Annotated in this window: 15 protein-coding genes; 12 read left to right on the forward strand and 3 right to left on the reverse strand. The window is 70.7% G+C overall.

Going from position 1 to position 16,119, the window contains the following annotated elements:
- The first annotated feature begins 38 nt into the window (after window positions 1-38).
- The 3 genes from ACIQF0_RS39415 to ACIQF0_RS39425 are packed head-to-tail and all read left to right on the forward strand — an operon-like array spanning window position 39 to window position 3,445.
- Window positions 39-302, forward strand: coding sequence for a hypothetical protein (locus tag ACIQF0_RS39415; protein ID WP_401038688.1), 264 nt, complete (start codon window positions 39-41; stop codon window positions 300-302).
- 6 nt (window positions 303-308) lie between these two features.
- Window positions 309-3,011: a hypothetical protein gene (locus ACIQF0_RS39420; RefSeq protein ID WP_401038690.1), complete on the forward strand. Its 2,703-nt coding sequence runs from the start codon at window positions 309-311 to the stop codon at window positions 3,009-3,011.
- On the forward strand, window positions 3,002-3,445 hold the full coding sequence (locus ACIQF0_RS39425) for a hypothetical protein (RefSeq protein ID WP_401038692.1): 444 nt from the start codon (window positions 3,002-3,004) through the stop codon (window positions 3,443-3,445). Before ACIQF0_RS39420 ends, ACIQF0_RS39425 begins: the two co-directional genes overlap by 10 nt.
- 55 nt (window positions 3,446-3,500) lie before the next feature.
- Here the strand turns inward: ACIQF0_RS39425 and ACIQF0_RS39430 are convergent, their stop codons facing one another.
- Window positions 3,501-4,328, reverse strand: a complete 828-nt coding sequence (locus tag ACIQF0_RS39430; RefSeq protein WP_360048310.1) for a chlorophyllase/cutinase-like alpha/beta fold protein — start codon at window positions 4,326-4,328, stop codon at window positions 3,501-3,503.
- 134 nt (window positions 4,329-4,462) lie between these two features.
- Between ACIQF0_RS39430 and glmS the strand changes: the two genes are divergently transcribed.
- From glmS to ACIQF0_RS39460, 6 genes are all read left to right on the forward strand, one after another.
- A complete protein-coding gene (gene glmS / locus ACIQF0_RS39435; RefSeq protein ID WP_360048308.1) occupies window positions 4,463-6,322 on the forward strand; it encodes a glutamine--fructose-6-phosphate transaminase (isomerizing) in 1,860 nt (619 codons plus the stop codon).
- Window positions 6,323-7,705: an NAD(P)H-hydrate dehydratase gene (locus tag ACIQF0_RS39440; protein WP_401038695.1), complete on the forward strand. Its 1,383-nt coding sequence runs from the start codon at window positions 6,323-6,325 to the stop codon at window positions 7,703-7,705. It abuts the gene before it with no gap.
- A gap of 50 nt (window positions 7,706-7,755) precedes the next feature.
- Complete coding sequence (alr, locus tag ACIQF0_RS39445; RefSeq protein WP_401038698.1) at window positions 7,756-8,841, forward strand: alanine racemase; 1,086 nt, start codon at window positions 7,756-7,758, stop codon at window positions 8,839-8,841.
- Window positions 8,838-9,935, forward strand: coding sequence for an alpha/beta fold hydrolase (locus ACIQF0_RS39450; RefSeq protein ID WP_401038700.1), 1,098 nt, complete (start codon window positions 8,838-8,840; stop codon window positions 9,933-9,935). Before alr ends, ACIQF0_RS39450 begins: the two co-directional genes overlap by 4 nt.
- A complete protein-coding gene (gene tsaE / locus ACIQF0_RS39455) occupies window positions 9,932-10,393 on the forward strand; it encodes a tRNA (adenosine(37)-N6)-threonylcarbamoyltransferase complex ATPase subunit type 1 TsaE (protein WP_245821844.1) in 462 nt (153 codons plus the stop codon). Before ACIQF0_RS39450 ends, tsaE begins: the two co-directional genes overlap by 4 nt.
- Window positions 10,394-10,456: 63 nt before the next feature.
- On the forward strand, window positions 10,457-10,801 hold the full coding sequence (locus ACIQF0_RS39460) for a hypothetical protein (RefSeq protein ID WP_360048301.1): 345 nt from the start codon (window positions 10,457-10,459) through the stop codon (window positions 10,799-10,801).
- A 60-nt stretch (window positions 10,802-10,861) separates the two neighbouring features.
- On the opposite strand, the gene ACIQF0_RS39465 is transcribed toward ACIQF0_RS39460, so the two are convergent.
- Window positions 10,862-12,211, reverse strand: a complete 1,350-nt coding sequence (locus tag ACIQF0_RS39465) for an acyl-CoA synthetase (RefSeq protein ID WP_401038702.1) — start codon at window positions 12,209-12,211, stop codon at window positions 10,862-10,864.
- A 203-nt stretch (window positions 12,212-12,414) separates the two neighbouring features.
- Here ACIQF0_RS39465 and tsaB point away from each other — a divergent pair, with 203 nt between their 5' ends.
- The 3 genes from tsaB to tsaD are packed head-to-tail and all read left to right on the forward strand — an operon-like array spanning window position 12,415 to window position 14,598.
- The gene (gene tsaB, locus ACIQF0_RS39470) at window positions 12,415-13,095 is read left to right on the forward strand and encodes a tRNA (adenosine(37)-N6)-threonylcarbamoyltransferase complex dimerization subunit type 1 TsaB (RefSeq protein ID WP_360048298.1); all 681 of its coding nucleotides are present in this window, start codon (window positions 12,415-12,417) and stop codon (window positions 13,093-13,095) included.
- Window positions 13,092-13,550: a ribosomal protein S18-alanine N-acetyltransferase gene (gene rimI, locus ACIQF0_RS39475; RefSeq protein ID WP_360048296.1), complete on the forward strand. Its 459-nt coding sequence runs from the start codon at window positions 13,092-13,094 to the stop codon at window positions 13,548-13,550. Before tsaB ends, rimI begins: the two co-directional genes overlap by 4 nt.
- Complete coding sequence (tsaD, locus tag ACIQF0_RS39480) at window positions 13,543-14,598, forward strand: tRNA (adenosine(37)-N6)-threonylcarbamoyltransferase complex transferase subunit TsaD (protein WP_401038705.1); 1,056 nt, start codon at window positions 13,543-13,545, stop codon at window positions 14,596-14,598. Before rimI ends, tsaD begins: the two co-directional genes overlap by 8 nt.
- On the opposite strand, the gene ACIQF0_RS39485 is transcribed toward tsaD, so the two are convergent.
- Window positions 14,595-16,118, reverse strand: coding sequence for an alkaline phosphatase D family protein (locus ACIQF0_RS39485; RefSeq protein ID WP_401038708.1), 1,524 nt, complete (start codon window positions 16,116-16,118; stop codon window positions 14,595-14,597). The genes tsaD and ACIQF0_RS39485 overlap by 4 nt on opposite strands.
- Between the last annotated feature and the right edge of the window lies 1 nt (window position 16,119).

Consider the following 16,119-nt stretch of genomic DNA (forward strand, 5'->3'; position numbering starts at 1 on the left):
GGCGTGCAATGGCGGGGTTCGGCGTACAGTCCGGCGATTTGACCAAAGCGGCGGGGACGTACGAGGCCGAGGGATCACAACTGGTCCAGATGAAGGCCTCGGTCGTACCAGGCGTCGGAGCCGGGCAGGTCGGCCGCAAGTTCCAGGCCGAAGCCGCCAAGTACAAGACCTTCTTCGACCAGTTCGGCGCGAGCCTGGAGAAGTTCGGCAAAGAGGCGAGCGGTATCTCCACGCGTCTGAAGGACGTCGCCAAGACGTACGAGTCGAACGAGGCGCAGACCTCGAGCCAGTTCAAGGGGTAACGAGTCGTGGCGGATCAGACCGAGATCAAGAAGCTCCTCGACGACCCGAACGTCACTCCGGAGACCAAGAAGCAGCTCGTTCCCGCACTCGCCGGTGCGGGCGCCTCCGATGAGGAGGTCGAGCGCTACGCGCAGGCCAACGGTGTCGAGGTCCCGAGCGATCCCGGCGTCGGCAGCTACCTGCTCGGCGCCGCGCTCGCCGTTCCCACGGCCGGGATCAGCGTGGGCGTGGTCGCGGGCAAGGAGATCGACCGCGCCCAGTGGGAGAAGAAGGGTGGCGACGCCGACAAGCTCGTCAACCAGGCCAAGGTGGAGCGCGAGCTCGGCTCCACCCAGAAGGTCCTGAACGAGCAGGGCGACGTTCCGAACAGCAACACGCTGCTCGACGCCGGCGCCCCCGGCCTCAGGTTCTACGAGAAGTTCATCCCGATCTACACCAAGGCCGCGCAGGCCTGCGGTCACCAGGGTGCCGCGCCGAACCTCCAGAACGACATCTACCGGCGCTACGACGAGGTCCGCGACATCGACTTCGCGAAGTTCCGCGAGGACGCGCACAAGCTCACCGAGAACGTCAAGAAGGCGGAGGCGCACGACGGCGCGCTGGGCACCGCCTGGAACGGGCTCGGTTCCTGGGAGGGCCCCGCGGCCGAGGCCGCGCGCGGCTACCACGACAAGTTCGCGACGACCTCGAAGACGTTCGTCCAGCAGGCGGGCACCGCCCCCGGTGCGATCACCGGCGGCGTGACCAACATGCAGAAGCACGTCAAGGACTTCGCGCAGCAGATCCACGACCAGTACTCGGACAAGTGCGGCGGCCTGACGGTCGAGGAGGCCGAGACCGCGATCCGTCACGCGAACGGCGACCTCTTCGAGAACGACGGCGGTGTCCTCGACTGGCTCGTCGGAGTGCCGAACTCGCTCTTCGGCGGCGTGGTCGGGGCGATCTGCGGTGGTCCGCTCGGCCTGCTCGCCGGCCTGGGCTGGGGCGGCTGGATCTCCAGCACGCGCGACAACATCATCAACGACGCCAAGGCGAAGCTGAAGGCGCTCTGCGAGGAGTTCGACAACAAGAAGAAGGCGTTCGACGGCTACTGCCAGGCCGTGCAGACCGGCGTCCAGGGCGACTACGACGCGATGGGCACGGGTCTCACCTCCGCGTTCGGCAACGACCCGTTCGGCAAGGTGGGCGACCCGCCCGCGTTCGCCGACGCGGGCAAGGAGCGCAAGCCCGTCGACAACGGCGGCGGTGGCGGCGGCAGCCCGAACGGTGGCGGCGGTGGCGGCAGCCCGAGCGGCGGTGGCGGCGGTGGCTCGCCGGAGATGCCGAAGCCGCCGGAGAACCCGCTCGACAAGGACGGCGACGGCAAGCCAGACGTTCCCGGTGACACCGACGGTGACGGCAAGCCCGACGACCTCGACGGCGACGGCAAGCCGGACCAGCCGAAGCCGGAGGAAGAGCTCGAGACCGTCACGGTCACGGCGGGCGACAACACGATCAAGGTCACGGAGCCCGACTCGAACGGGCACGTGAAGATGACGATCGACACGCCGAAGGGCGAGCCGAAGACCTACGACCTGGACTTCAGCAAGAACCCCGAGGCCGCCAAGGCCCTGATGGGGCAGAACGGCACGCAGGCCATCACCAACATGGCCAACCAGCTCACCGGCTCGAACCCGACCGCGGGCGCCCAGACTCCCGGCGGGCAGACGCCTGCCGCCGGTGGCACGCCGGCGCCCGGTGGCGGCGCGGCCCCGACGACGGGCCCGCTGGGGTCGGAGTCGAACCCGATCCCGGTCGAGGTCGGCGCGGACGGCAAGATCCACATCGAGCAGGACGGCGTCAACTTCACGGCCGAGGTCGACACCCAGACCGGCGAGATCAACCTGACCGCGGACAACGGCGACGGCACGCCCGACAAGATCGGTGTGGGCTTCGGCGAGGACGAGAACCCGGCCGCGCAGACGCCGGGCTCCGAGTCCGGTCCCGGCGGGGGCGGTGCCGACGGCGGCAGGCTCGAGGACGGCCTGCGCACGCCGGAGTCGGACTTCCCACAGGCCGTCGAGGACGTCGTCACGACGCTGCCCGCCGAGGCCGACTTCCAGACGATGCCCGCGCCCGCGGGCGACCAGGTCTGGAGCCCGCCGGGGGAGACGACGCCGAACGTGGCGGAGCGCTTCCAGGAGTCGATGGGCCGCAGCTACATCGAGGACAACGGCATCATGCCGAACGTCGGCGAGCCCAGGATCTCCGCGGAGAGCACCCCGCAGTTCGCCCAGGCCTCCGACAGCACGTCGACGTCCGGTGTCTCGTTCACCGGCGGCGCGGGCAGCGGCGAGTCCGTGCTCGGCGGCTCGAACGCGGACAGCGCGTGGAGCAGCCCGAACTCGAGCGACAGCAGCGGCGGCTCGTTCAACACGAACCCCTCCGAGGCCGGTCAGGCGGGTTCCGCGAACCTGCCCTCCATGCAGGACGCCCAGGGCCAGGCGCCGAGCGGTGCGGCTTCCGGCGGCATGATGGGTGGCGGCGGCATGATGGGCGGCGGTGCCGGAGCCGGCGCCGGCGGTCAGCAGGGCGGCGACACCGAGCGCGGAGCCAGCCAGTGGCGCACCACGGGCACGTTGTTCGACGACGACAACAGCAACCCGTTGAGCGCCATGCAGACCACGCTGGGCGATGACCGAGGAGAGGCCGCCAACCCATGGCGATGATCGGGGAAACGGACCCGCGCGTGCAGGCGCTGTTCGACGACAACCTCGCGAGGACCCGCCGCGCCACGGCCGACGTCTCGGCCGAGCTCAAGGCGGGCCAGGACAAGGTGGCCGCCGACATCGCGGCCCGCGAGGACAAGCACCAGCGCGACCTCGGCGCGGCCCGCGAGAGTGCCGAGAACATCGTCAAGCAGGGCGAGAAGCAGCAGCCGCGCAAGCCGCAGTGGGAACGCCCGGAGCGTGGTGCGGGCGAGATGGCGTTCGGGCCGGAGGACGACGACGGTGGCTACACGCCGCAGGCGTCCACTCCGCCGACAACGCCGATGCCCGTCGTACCGCCTCCGGTCGCGCCGCCGCCTCCGCCGGCCCGGCCGCGCAGGCCTGCCCCGGTGGACGACGATGACGACCTGAGCGGCCAGACCTGGCTCAGCTGACCGGATTTCTCCGGCCGAGAGGCCCGCACCGAACGCCGGTGCGGGCCTCTCGCCGTCAGCGCTGGCGCAAGGCTTCGCGCTGGAAGACGAGGTTCGCGTTCTTCAGATCGGTGTCCAGCAGTTCGTCGTAGGTCTTGTCGCCGGTCAGCACGCGGAGCAGGAACGCCGTCACGAACGCGCGCCCGAGCTTCTGCGATCCCCGTTCGGCACTGCCGTCGAGCATGAGCTCGCTCCAGTGCCGGCCCTCGGTGAACCCGAGGTGCGAGGCCTTGGGCAGCAGCCGCAGCTGCACTGGGCCGCCCCAGGCCTGGGCGATCGCCTCGGCGTGGCCGACGGGCGGTGCGATGCGGTCCTCGCCCGCCGCGAGGTGCAGTCCGGGCGCGCGCACCTCCCGCGCCGCGTCCAGCGCGGAGGGTCGCGTCTCCGTTGCGGCCAAAGTCACAACGGCCCTGATGCGGTCCGACCCCGACGCCGCCAGCACCGCCGCGCCGCCACCCATCGAGTGCCCGGCCAGCGCCAGTCGCGACGGGTCGACGCTGATCTCCCCGGTGCCGAGCCGCACGCCGGTGGAGATGTCCAAAGTGGTCAGCAGGTTCGCCGCCAGCACCCGCGACGACAGCAGCGGGCCGCGCTCCACGGCCGGTGCCGCGGCGACCACGCCCCACGACGCCAGGTGCCGCAAAAGGCCGTGGTAGCGGCGTACGGGCTGCATCCAGCCGTGTCCGAACGCGACGGCGGGCAGACCGAGGCCGGACTGGGGCGTGAAGATCACGCCCGGCAGGCCGACGAGCGCGAGGTCGCCGCGCAGCACGGGGTGCGGGCCAGGCCTGCTGAGCTGCTCAAGGGCCTGTTTCGCGGTCAGCGTGATCACGCGGCGAGCCATGCCGTGAACCGTAGTCGATCCTGTCGCGCGCACCACACCTGAGATTGGTCTACACCACATGGGCGTGTGACCTGCGCAAACAGAGTCCCCTCACTCATTAGGGTTAGCGGCGTGGTCTAGCTAGTCTGTTTTCCGTGTGCGGAATCGTGGGATACGTGGGTCACCAGTCGGCGCTCGACGTCGTGCTGGACGGGCTGAGGCGCCTCGAGTACCGGGGTTACGACTCGGCGGGCGTCGCGGTCGTGACAGGCGACGACCTCGCCGTCGAACGCAAGGCCGGACGGCTGCAGAACCTGGAGACGAGGCTCGACGAGGTGGGCCGCGACAACTTCGTGGGCACCGTCGGAATGGGCCACACCCGGTGGGCGACGCACGGCGCGCCGATCGACAAGAACTCGCACCCGCACCGCGACGCCACCGGCCGCGTCGCCGTGGTGCACAACGGCATCATCGAGAACTTCCTCGCGCTGCGCGCCGAGATCGAAGGTCTCGGCGTCGAGATGGCGTCCGACACCGACAGCGAGACGGTCGCGCACCTCGTGGCGTTCGCCTACGCCGAGGGCGACACGAAGGGTGACCTGCCTGCCAGCGTGCGCAAGATCGCGCGCAGGCTCGAGGGCGCGTTCACGCTCGTGATCACGCACGCCGACGAGCCCGACCAGGTCGTCGCCGCTCGCCGCAACTCGCCGCTGGTCGTCGGCGTCGGTGACAACGAGTACTTCGTCGCGAGCGACGTCGCCGCGTTCATCGCGCACACCAAGGAAGCCGTCGAGCTGGGCCAGGACCAGATGGTCGTGCTCACCCGCTCCGGCTACGAGGTCACCGACTTCGACGGCGAGCCCGCCGCGGCCAAGCCGTTCACGGTCAACTGGGACCTCAGCGCCGCCGAGAAGGGCGGCCACGAGTACTTCATGCTCAAGGAGATCGAGGAGCAGCCGGAGGCGCTGGCCAACACGCTGCGCGGCCACTTCGCGAACGGCCGGATCGTCCTCGACGAGCAGCGCCTCTCTGACCAGGACCTGCGCGACGTCGACAAGGTCTTCGTCATCGCCTGCGGTTCGGCCTACCACTCCGGACTCGTCGCGAAGTACGCGATCGAGCACTGGACCCGCCTGCCCGTCGAGGTCGAACTGGCCTCCGAGTTCCGCTACCGCGACCCGGTGCTCGACCGCGACACGCTCGTCGTCGCCGTGTCGCAGTCCGGCGAGACCGCGGACACGCTCGAGGCCGTGCGCCACGCCCGTGAGCAGAAGGCCCGCGTTCTGGCCGTCTGCAACACGAACGGCGCGCAGATCCCGCGTGAGTCCGACGCCGTCCTCTACACGCACGCCGGTCCGGAGATCGGTGTCGCGTCGACGAAGGCGTTCCTCGCGCAGATCGCCGCGAACTACCTCGTCGGCCTGGCCCTGGCGCAGGCCCGCGGCACCAAGTACCCGGACGAGGTCGCCCGCGAGTTCCACGAGCTCGAGGCCATGCCCGAGGCCGTGCGCCGCGTGCTCGCCACGGCCGACCAGGTCCGGGCCCTGGGCCGGGAGCTCGCGGACTCGAAGGCGGTGCTGTTCCTCGGCCGTCACGTCGGCTACCCGGTGGCACTCGAAGGCGCGCTCAAGCTCAAGGAGCTCGCCTACATGCACGCCGAGGGCTTCGCGGCCGGTGAGCTCAAGCACGGCCCGATCGCGCTGATCGAGGAAGGCCTCCCGGTCGTCGTGGTCATGCCGTCGCCGAAGGGCCGCGCCGTCCTGCACTCGAAGCTGGTGTCGAACATCAGCGAGATCCAGGCCCGCGGCGCCCGCACGATCGTGATCGCCGAGGAGGGCGACGAGACCGTGCGCCCGTTCGCGGACCACCTGATCGAGATCCCGGCCGTCCCGACGCTGCTGCAGCCGCTCATCTCGACGGTGCCGCTGCAGATCCTCGCGGCCGAGATCGCGTCCGCCCGCGGCTACGACGTGGACAAGCCTCGCAACCTGGCGAAGTCCGTTACCGTCGAGTGAGTGAGAGGCGTCTGGCACACCGAACGCGTCAAGTCCGCTGAAGAGGAGCTCATGGCGGTCGTCCCGCCGGGTTCCTTGATGCGCAAGGCCGCGTTCGGTGTGGCCACCCACGCCCTCAGGCTTCTTTCCGGACGTCGCCGCGTCACGTTGCTCGTGGGTGCGGGCAACAACGGCGGCGACGCCCTGTGGGCCGGTTACTTCCTGCGCCGCAGGGGAATCGCCGTGTCCGCGGTGCTGCTCAACCCGGCCAAGGCGCACGTCGAGGGGCTTCAGGCCTTCCGGCGGGCAGGCGGTCGGATCGTCTCCGAGGTCGGTGCTCCGGACCTGGTCATCGACGGCATCGTCGGGCTGTCCGCGCGGGGCCCGTTGCGGCCGGACGCGGCGGCACTGGTCGAGACGGTCACAGCGCCGATCCTGGCCGTGGACCTGCCTTCCGGCATCGACCCGGACACCGGCGAGATCTCCGGGCCGCACGTCCGCGCGCACACCACCGTCACGTTCGGCTGCCTGAAGCCGGTGCACGCGCTGGCCGACTGCGGCGACGTGCACCTGGTCGACATCGGCCTCAGGCCAACGGATCCGGACTTCGTGCTGCTGGACCGCGAGGACATCGCCTGGCCGGTGCCGGGCCCGTCCGACGACAAGTACACCCAGGGCGTCACGGGAGTGGCGGCCGGCAGCGCGACCTATCCCGGCGCCGCGGTGCTGTCCACCGGTGCCGCCGTGCTCGCGACGTCCGGCATGGTCCGCTACGCAGGTCCGGCCGCCGACGCGATCCGCTCCCGTTGGCCCGAGACGATCTGCACCGGCTCGACCACCGACGCCGGTCGCGTCCAGGCCTGGGTCGTCGGCCCCGGCATGGGCACGGGCAGTTCGTCCGCCGAGGTCGTGAGGTTCGTGCTGGACGCCGGGGTGCCGGTGATCGCTGACGCGGACGCCATCACGCTGCTCGCCTCGACCCCGTCGCTCTGGGACGCCCGCGATCCCGACGCCGCCCTGGTGCTGACACCGCACGACCGCGAGTTCGCGCGCCTGGCCGGTCCGGTGGGCCCGGACCGCGTCGCGGCGGCCCGCAAGGCCGCTCAGCGGTTCAACGCCGTGGTGCTGCTCAAAGGGCATCGCACCGTCGTGGCGGCGCCGGACGGACGGGCGCTGGTCAACTCGGCGACCTCGTCCTGGCCCGCGACGGCCGGCTCGGGCGACGTGTTGTCGGGCATCATCGGCGCGCTGCTCGCGGGCGGCGTGGATCCGTTCCTGGCCGCGGGCTACGGTGCCCACCTGCACGTCCTGGCCGCCGAACTGGGCGCGGACGGCGCTCCGGTGCCCGCGTCCGGCCTGATGGCGGCCATTCCTGACGCCATCAGGGCACTTCGCCGGTCCTGAGCGCTCGCTCACACTTGTGAGCTGCGAAGTCATGGCACGATGAACAGGTTATGGCCCGTTCAGAAGTGGTAGTCGACCTCGGTGCGCTGCGGCACAACGTCGCGTTGCTCGCCGGCCTCGCCCCCGGTGCGGAGACGATGGCCGTCGTCAAGGCGGACGGCTACGGCCACGGCGCGGTGGAGGTCGCCCGCGCCGCCCTGGAAGCCGGCGCGACCTGGCTCGGTTCCTGTTCGACGCAGGAGGCCCTCGCCCTGCGCTCGGCGGGCATCCAGGCCCGGATCCTGGCCTGGCTCGACGCGCCGGACGAGGATCTCGCCGCCGGTCTCGCGGCCGACGTCGACATGTCCGTGTCCTCGCTCTCGGACCTGCGCCGGGTCGAGGCCGCCGCCGAGGAGGCCGACGCCCGGCCGCGGATCCACCTCAAGATCGACACCGGGCTGAGCCGCAACGGCTGCCAGCCGCACGACTGGCCCGAACTGGTCGAGGCCGCGAGCAGGCACGAGGTGGTGGCCGTCTGGTCGCACCTCGCGTCCGCGGACGAGATCGGCGACCCGTCCATCGACCTGCAGGCCAAGAGGTTCGACGACGCCTACGAGGTCGCCAGGAGCTTCGGCCTGACCCCGAAGCGGCACATCGCGAACTCGGCGGCGCTGCTGACCAGGCCCGATCTGCACTTCGACATCGTGCGGCCCGGCATCGCGATGTACGGGCTGAACCCGGTGCCGACCGAGCACGACCTGAGGCCGGTCATGAGCTACCGGTCGCACGTGGCGCTCACGAAACGTATCCCCGCAGGTGAGTCGGTCTCCTACGGGATGACATGGACAGCGCGGACCGACACGACGCTGGCACTGGTGCCGGCGGGGTATGCGGACGGTGTCCCGAGGGCGCTCTCCGGCCGGATGGAGGTGCTCCTGGACGGGAGACGCCGCCCGGTGGTCGGCCGTGTCTGCATGGACCAGATCGTCGTGGACTGCGGGAACGACGAGATCGCGGAGGGTGCCGAGGTCGTCCTGTTCGGCGACGGGCGCCGCGGGGAGCCGACGGCGACGGAGTGGGCGGAGCTGACCGGGACGATCGACTACGAGATCGTCTGCGGGATGTACCGCCCTCGGGTGCGGAGGATCTACACGTGAAGCCGGTGTGGAAGGTCGTCGGGTGGGTCGGTGGCGCGGTCGGTGCCGTCGTCGCCGGCGCGGCCGTGGCGCAGACCGCGAAGGTCTCGCACGAACGCAAGAACGCGACCGACAGCCTGTCCGACGAGCCGCTCGGTGAGCTGAGGCCCGATCGCGAGTCGACGGTGGCCGCCGACGACGGCGTGCCGATCTCCGTCGAGGAGGTCGACCCGGCGGACGGCGGCGAGCCGGACATCACGGTCGTGCTGGTGCACGGGTTCGCGCTGGACCGCCGCTGCTTCCACTTCCAGCGCCGGGATCTGGCCGAACTGCTCGACCCGCGCGTCCACCAGGTCCTCTACGACCAGCGCGGCCACGGCCGTTCCGGGAAGTCCTCCCCCGAGAACAGCACGATCGACCAGCTCGCGCTCGACCTCGACTCGGTGATCCGCTCGGTCGTGCCGGACGGCCCGCTGGTGCTCGTCGGCCACTCCATGGGCGGCATGACGATCATGGCGCTGGCCGAGAAGGAGCCAGGGCTCTTCGAGGAACGGGTGCGCGGCGTCGCGTTGATCGGCACGGCCGCCGGGGCCGTGGGCGGTGCGGGGCTGCCGAAGTCCGTGCTGTCGCGGTACAACCCGGTGACGCTGGGCGTCGGCCGGCTCGCGGGCCTGCAGCCCGGATTCGTCGAGTGGGTCCGCAAGGGCACGAAAACCCTGACGTGGAGCGGCATCCGCGCGCTGGCGTTCGGTGACCGCAAGGTCGCGCCGTCCCTGGTGGACCTGATGGAGAAGATGATCAACGGGACCACGGTGAAGGTGCTCACCGACTTCCTGGAGACCCTCGGCACGCACGACCGCTACAAGGCGCTCGCCGGGTTGCGGCACTGCGAGGTGCTGATCCTGAGCGGTGACGCGGACAAGCTCACGCCGTTCTCGCACGCCGAGCGGATGGCGGAGGAGATGCCGCACGCCACTCTCGTCCGGGCCCCCGGTGCCGGGCACATGGTGATGATGGAGCAGGCTGATCTCGTCAACGACCACTTGGTCGCGCTCGTCGAACGCTGCGCGACCGATCGCGGAGAGAGTCGGAAGAAGTGGTGGCGCCGAGCGTGAAGACCGTCGAACTGCCCCTGGTGGAGGACACCGAGGAGTTCGGCCGCAAGCTGGGTGAAGTGGTGCGGGCGGGCGACCTGCTGCTGCTCGCCGGGCCGTTGGGAGCGGGCAAGACGGCGCTGGTGCGCGGGCTCGCGCGCGGCCTCGGCGTGCAGGGCCGGGTGTCCTCGCCGACGTTCGTCGTCGCCCGTGTCCACGAGCCTGCCGAGGACGGGCGCGGCGTGCGGCTGGTGCACGTCGACGCGTACCGGCTCGGGGGTCACCTGGACGAGTTGGACGACCTCGACCTGGACACGGACCTGGTCGACGCCGTGGTCGCCGTCGAGTGGGGCGAGGGTGTCGCGGAACGCCTGAACGAAGATCATCTGCTGATCCGGCTCGAGCGCGGAATCGACGACGTTCGCACAGCTCAGCTGATCCCGCACGGCGAGTGGAGCTCACGTCCCCTGCCTGTGTGACGTTTTCTGACGCATGGGGTGACGTCCATTAAGGACAGAGCGTGACGGGCCGATGAGATCCGCATGATCAAGAAGACGCTCTTCGCAACCGCAGTCATCGGTGGCGCGCTCCTCGCGGCCGCTGCTCCCGCTTCCGCCGGCGAGCACGACCGCCACGGTGGCATCAGCGTTGCCGACAACCTCTGCGCCGCGCCGTGGCAGTGGAACGGCCCGATCTCGCTGCTGCACGAGGGCCACGCCCCCGGCTACGCCGCGTGCAACGACAACCACGCCGCCGGTGGCTCCGACATCAGCGTGCTGAACAACGCCTGTGTCGCGCCGTGGCAGTGGAACGGCCCGCTCGAGGTCTTCACGGTCGACCACTCGCCGTCCTACGTCGCCTGCAACGGCAACACGTCCGGCCGCTAGTCCGGAGCGTCACGGGGGATGGCCGGACGAGCCCGTCGGCCATCCCCTGCGACCGTCCTTTCAGGACAACTCCCGCTTGAGGACCTTGCCCATCTCGTTGCGCGGCAGGGCCTGCAGATAGCGCACCACTCGCGGCCTCTTGTGCGGCGACAACAACTTCGCGACATGATCGCTGAGGGCTGATGGTTCCGGCGCTTCGCCCGCTGGAACCACCCACGCCACGATCCGCTCGCCCAGGTCGTCGTCCGGCTCGCCCGTCACCGCCACCTCGGCCACCGACGGATGCTCCAGCAGGACGTTCTCGATCTCGCCCGCGCCGATCTTGTAGCCACCGCTCTTGATGAGGTCCGTGGCCCGCCGCCCGACGATGCGGACGTACCCGTCGGGATCGCGCACCGCCATGTCGCCGGTCCTGAACCACCCGTCCCGGAACGCTTCCTCGGTCGCGTCCGGACGGTTGAGGTACTCCAGGAACAGGTTCGGCCCGCGCACCTCGATCTCTCCGATCGCGTCGCCGCTCACCTCGTGGCCCTGCTCGTCCACCACCCGCACGTCGACGCCGTCCACCGGCAGCCCGACCGCGCCCGGCCGCCGATCACCGTCGAACCGCACGCTGACGTTCATCAGCGTCTCGCTCATCCCGTACCGCTCGACGATGCCCTGCCCGGTGGCCTTCGCGATCCGCTCGTGGTCGCTCGCGGGCAGCGCGGCACTTCCGGAGACCAGCAGCCGGGCCGTGCGGAACCGGTCGGCGAGCTCCTGGTCGTTCTCCACGGCCTCCGCGATCCGGTGGTACATCGTCGGGACGCCGAACATCATCGTGGCGCCGGTCGCGAACTCCTGGCCGATGGCCTCCGGCGAGAACTTCACGTGCCGCACCGCCCCGCCGAGCCGCAGCGGGCCGAGGACGCCGACACCCAGGCCGTGCACGTGGAACAGCGGCAGCCCGTGCACCAGCACGTCGTCCGCGGTCCACTGCCAGGCCTTGGCGAGCGCGTCGATGTTCGAGGTCAGCGACCGGCGGGGCAGCACCACGCCCTTGGGCGGCCCGGTCGTGCCCGAGGTGTAGATGACCAGCGCCGGAGTCTCCGGACCCGGCTCGTCGAACGTGCCGGGCCCGCCGAACGCGATCGGTTCGTCGCGCAGCACCAGGTCGGGCTGGCTGTCGCCGAGGATGTGCTCCAGTTCGCGCTCGCCGAGCTTGGGGTTGAGCGGCACGATCGCCACGCCCGCTTTGAGTCCCGCCACGACAGAAACGCACGTTTCCAGCGTCGAGGTCGCCCAGACGGCTACGCGGGTGTTGCCCTTCAAGCGTTCCGCCAGAGTGCCCGCGGCCTGGTGCAACTCGGCGTAGGTCAGGGACTTCTCACCGAAGCGCAGGGCCTCGCGGTCACTCGGTTCAGCGAACATGTCCCCAGGGTCGTACCCATCCCTCGAGGACGCATCGGAAGTGTGGTCTGCCACACGTGTTCGATCGCCCCTGCTCCGCAGATGGCGACGAGGTCGTCGGGAAGTCGGTCGTCCGGCCACCGCTTGTCGCCGAATCGCCTCCGGCGGTTGACAACAAGAGGTGACCGGATGACCGACACGACCTCGTACTACTCTGGACAATCGTGCTAGTGCTCGCCGTCGACACGGCCACCCCCGCAGTCACCGCCGGTGTGGTCGAACTCGCGCCAGACTCCCCGCCGCGCCTGCTCGCGAAGCGGGTGACGCTCAACGCCAAGGCGCACGGCGAGCTGCTCACCCCGCACATCAGCGCCGCGCTCGCGGAGGCCGGGAAGACGTTCGCCGATCTCGACGCGATCGTCGTCGGCGCCGGTCCGGGGCCGTTCACCGGTCTGCGGGTCGGCCTCGCCACCGCCGCCGCGCTCGGCCAGGCGCTCAACCGCCCGGTCTACCCGGTCGCGACCCCCGACGCCATCGCCAAGGACGCCGCCAGCGGTCACCCGCTGCTCGTCGCGACGGACGCGCGCCGCAAGGAGGTCTACTGGGCCGCCTACGACGCCGCCGGTCGCCGCACGGACGGCCCGCACGTCGAGCGCCCGCAGGACCTCGCCGAGAAGCTGCCCGCCCTGGGCGTGCGCCAGGCGACCGGTGAGGGTGCGGAGATCTACGCCGAGATCCTCGGCTTGGAGCTGCTCCAAGCCAAGCACCCGAGCCCGGAGGGCCTGGTCGCCGCCGCGGCCGCCGAGGTGCTCGCGAAGGCCCGCCCGGCCGCGCTCACCCCGCTCTACCTGCGCCGTCCCGACGCCGTCGAGCCGACCGGGCGCAAGCGGGTGACCAGGGCATGACCACCGGCACCGTCACGCTCGCGCCCTTGCAGCACGCCGACGTGCCCAGGTGCCACGAGATCGAGCTGGCGTTGTTCCCCGGCGACGACCCGTGGAGCGAGAACGCGTTCCACAGCGAGCTCGACAACGGCAACTACTACATGGGCGCGTACGCCGACGCCGAGCTGATCGGGTACGCCGGGCTCGCCGTCAGCCAGTACGAGGCCAGCGTGCACACGATCGCCGTCATCGGGCACTGGCAGGGCAGGGGCGTCGGCAAGACGCTGCTGAGGGATCTGCTGGCCCGCGTCGACGAGATCAACGTGCCGGTCTACCTGGAAGTCCGCACGGACAACGAGCCGGCGATCGCCATGTACAAGACGCACGGCTTCGAACAACTCGGCCTGCGCCGCCGCTACTACCAGCCGTCGGGTGCCGACGCGTACACGATGGGAAGGCCCGCACAAAGTGTCTGATCGCTTGATTCTGGGCATCGAGAGCTCCTGCGACGAGACGGGCTTCGGCATCGTCCGCCTCGGTCCGGACGGCTCGCTCGAACTGCTCGCCGACGAGGTCGCCTCCAGCGTCGAGGAGCACGCCCGCTTCGGCGGCGTCGTGCCGGAGGTCGCCTCGCGCGCCCACCTCGAGGCCCTGGTCCCGACCATGCGCCGGGCGCTCGACACCGCGAAGGTCGAGCTCTCCCAGATCCACTCCATCGCCGTCACCGCCGGGCCGGGTCTCGCCGGCGCGCTGCTGGTCGGCGTGTCCGCCGCGAAGGCGTACGCGGCCGCGCTCGGCAAGCCGCTCTACGGCGTGAACCACCTCGCGGGCCACGTCGCCGCGGACACGTTGCAGCACGGCCCGTTGCCGGACCGCTGCCTCGCGCTGCTGGTCTCCGGCGGCCACTCGCAGCTGCTGCTGATCGAGGGCGGCCTGGCGAACTCGATCACCGAGATCGGCTCCACGGTGGACGACGCGGCCGGTGAGGCGTACGACAAGGTCGCGCGGCTGCTCGACCTGCCGTACCCCGGCGGCCCGCCCATCGACAAGCTCGCCAAGCAGGGCAACGGCTGCGCGATCGCGTTCCCGCGCGGCCTCACCGGCCCGCGCGACGCGAAGTACGACTTCTCGTTCTCCGGCCTGAAGACCTCGGTCGCCCGCTGGGTCGAACGCGCCGAGCGGGCCGGCGAGGAGATCCCGCTGGCCGACGTCGCCGCGTCGTTCCAGGAGGCCGTCGCGGACGTGCTGACCGCCAAGGCGATCCGCGCCGCGAAGGACCTGGACGTCGGCACGCTGGTGATCTCCGGCGGCGTCGCGGCGAACTCGCGGCTCAGCGGGCTCGCCGCCGAACGCTGCGCCGAGGCGGGCATCGAACTGCGCGTGCCGAGGCCCCGGCTGTGCACCGACAACGGCGCGATGATCGCGGCGCTCGGCGCCCACCTCGTCGCGGCGGGCGCCAAGCCGTCCCCGATGGACATCTCGACCACGCCGGGCCTTCCGGTCAGCACGGTCCAGATCTTCTAGACGCTGTTCAGCCCGGGGTTCCGGTCTTCGACGACGAAGGACGCCTTCGTCGTCACCGGAGCTCCGGGCCTCGACACGTAGTCGAGGCCGCGGAAGTCCGCCCGCACCTCACGTGCGGTGAAGCGGGTCCGCACGTACCCGCGCCGGTTGTTGTAGTACTTCACGTGCGGGTTCTCGGCCAGCATCGCCGGAGTCTCCGCACGGGTCTCCGAGCCGTCACCGCCGGACGTGATCGACGTCGACACCAGCTCCGTCGCGACCGTGCGCGAGGTCGGGTCGTTCCAGCGTTCCTTGACGTCGGCCGCCCACGCCGCGTGCACGTCACCGGTGAGCACGACGGTGTTGCGCGTGCGGGAGAACCCTGCGGCCACACGGTCGCGGTTCGCGGCGTAGCCGTCCCACGCGTCCATGTTGTTGGTCTCGCCGGCACCAGGCGTGAAGTCGAGCTGCGAGAAGAACACCTGCTGTCCCAACACGTCCCAACGCGCGTGCGAGCGCTTCAGCCCGTCCAGCAGCCACTTCTCCTGCGCGGCACCGGTGATCGTGCGCGTCGGCTCCAACCGCTCAGGACACGCCTTCACTCCGTCACCGCACGCCTGGTCGTCGCGGTACTGCCGGGTGTCGAGCAGGTGGAAGTTCGCCAGCCCGCCCCACTGCAGCCGCCGGTAGAGCTGCAGGTCGATCCCGGAAGGCTTGTTCCTGATCGGCATGTTCTCGTAGTAGGCCTGGAACGCCGCCGCCCGCCGCGCCAGGAAGTTCGGTTGCGGGATCTGGGGCTTTTCGTAGACCTCGTCCGCCCAGTTGTTGTCGATCTCGTGGTCGTCCCAGACCACCGCCCACGGCGCCACGGCGTGCGCTTCCTGCAGATCCAGATCCGTCTTGTACTGCGCGTGCCGCTGCCGGTAGTTGGCCAGCGTCTCGGTCTCCGGTCCCTCGTGGTCGCGCGGATTGCCGCCCGGCGCCACGTACGCGCCCTTCGTGTACTCGTACTGGTAGTCGCCGAGGTGCAGCACCAGGTCCGGCTGGTCCTCGGCCAGTCGCCGGTACGCGGTGAAGTAGCCGTGCTCGAACTGCGAGCAGGAGGCGAACGCCATCGTGAGCCCGCTGCCCAACGCCCACGGTGCCGGCGCCGTGCGCGTACGGCCGGTCCTCGACACGTGCCCTTCGGCGGAGAAGCGGTAGAAGTACTCGCGGCCAGGCAGAAGCCCACGCACGTCCACGTGCACGCTGTGGCCTTCCTCTGGCCGTGCGCAGGCCTTGCCGCGACGGACGACGAGCCGGAACCGCTCGTCCAATGCGATCTCCCACTTCACCTCGACGACGCGGGACGGCATGCCGCCCGCTCCGTCCTCCGCGAGAGGGGTGGGTGCCAGGCGGGTCCACAGGACCACGCTGTCGAAGGTCGGGTCGCCGGAAGCGACGCCGAGGGTGAACGGGTCGACGAGCTTTGCCGACCCCGCGCCGACGGTGGTGAGCGCAAGTCCTCCGACGAGGAGCGTGCGTCGCGTCACTCGAGTCATG

Origin of the sequence: Lentzea sp. NPDC092896, assembly GCF_044754905.1 — a bacterium.
In the GTDB taxonomy this organism is placed as follows: Bacteria; Actinomycetota; Actinomycetes; order Mycobacteriales; family Pseudonocardiaceae; genus Lentzea.

Coding starts and splice junctions, on each gene's coding strand:
- ACIQF0_RS39425 (WP_401038692.1), top strand. CDS start 3,002: ATGGCGATGATCGGGGAAACGGACCCGCGCGTGCAGGCGCTGTTCGAC.
- ACIQF0_RS39430 (WP_360048310.1), bottom strand. CDS start 4,328: ATGGCTCGCCGCGTGATCACGCTGACCGCGAAACAGGCCCTTGAGCAG.
- alr (WP_401038698.1), top strand. CDS start 7,756: ATGGCCCGTTCAGAAGTGGTAGTCGACCTCGGTGCGCTGCGGCACAAC.
- ACIQF0_RS39460 (WP_360048301.1), top strand. CDS start 10,457: ATGATCAAGAAGACGCTCTTCGCAACCGCAGTCATCGGTGGCGCGCTC.
- ACIQF0_RS39465 (WP_401038702.1), bottom strand. CDS start 12,211: ATGTTCGCTGAACCGAGTGACCGCGAGGCCCTGCGCTTCGGTGAGAAG.
- rimI (WP_360048296.1), top strand. CDS start 13,092: ATGACCACCGGCACCGTCACGCTCGCGCCCTTGCAGCACGCCGACGTG.
- ACIQF0_RS39485 (WP_401038708.1), bottom strand. CDS start 16,118: ATGACTCGAGTGACGCGACGCACGCTCCTCGTCGGAGGACTTGCGCTC.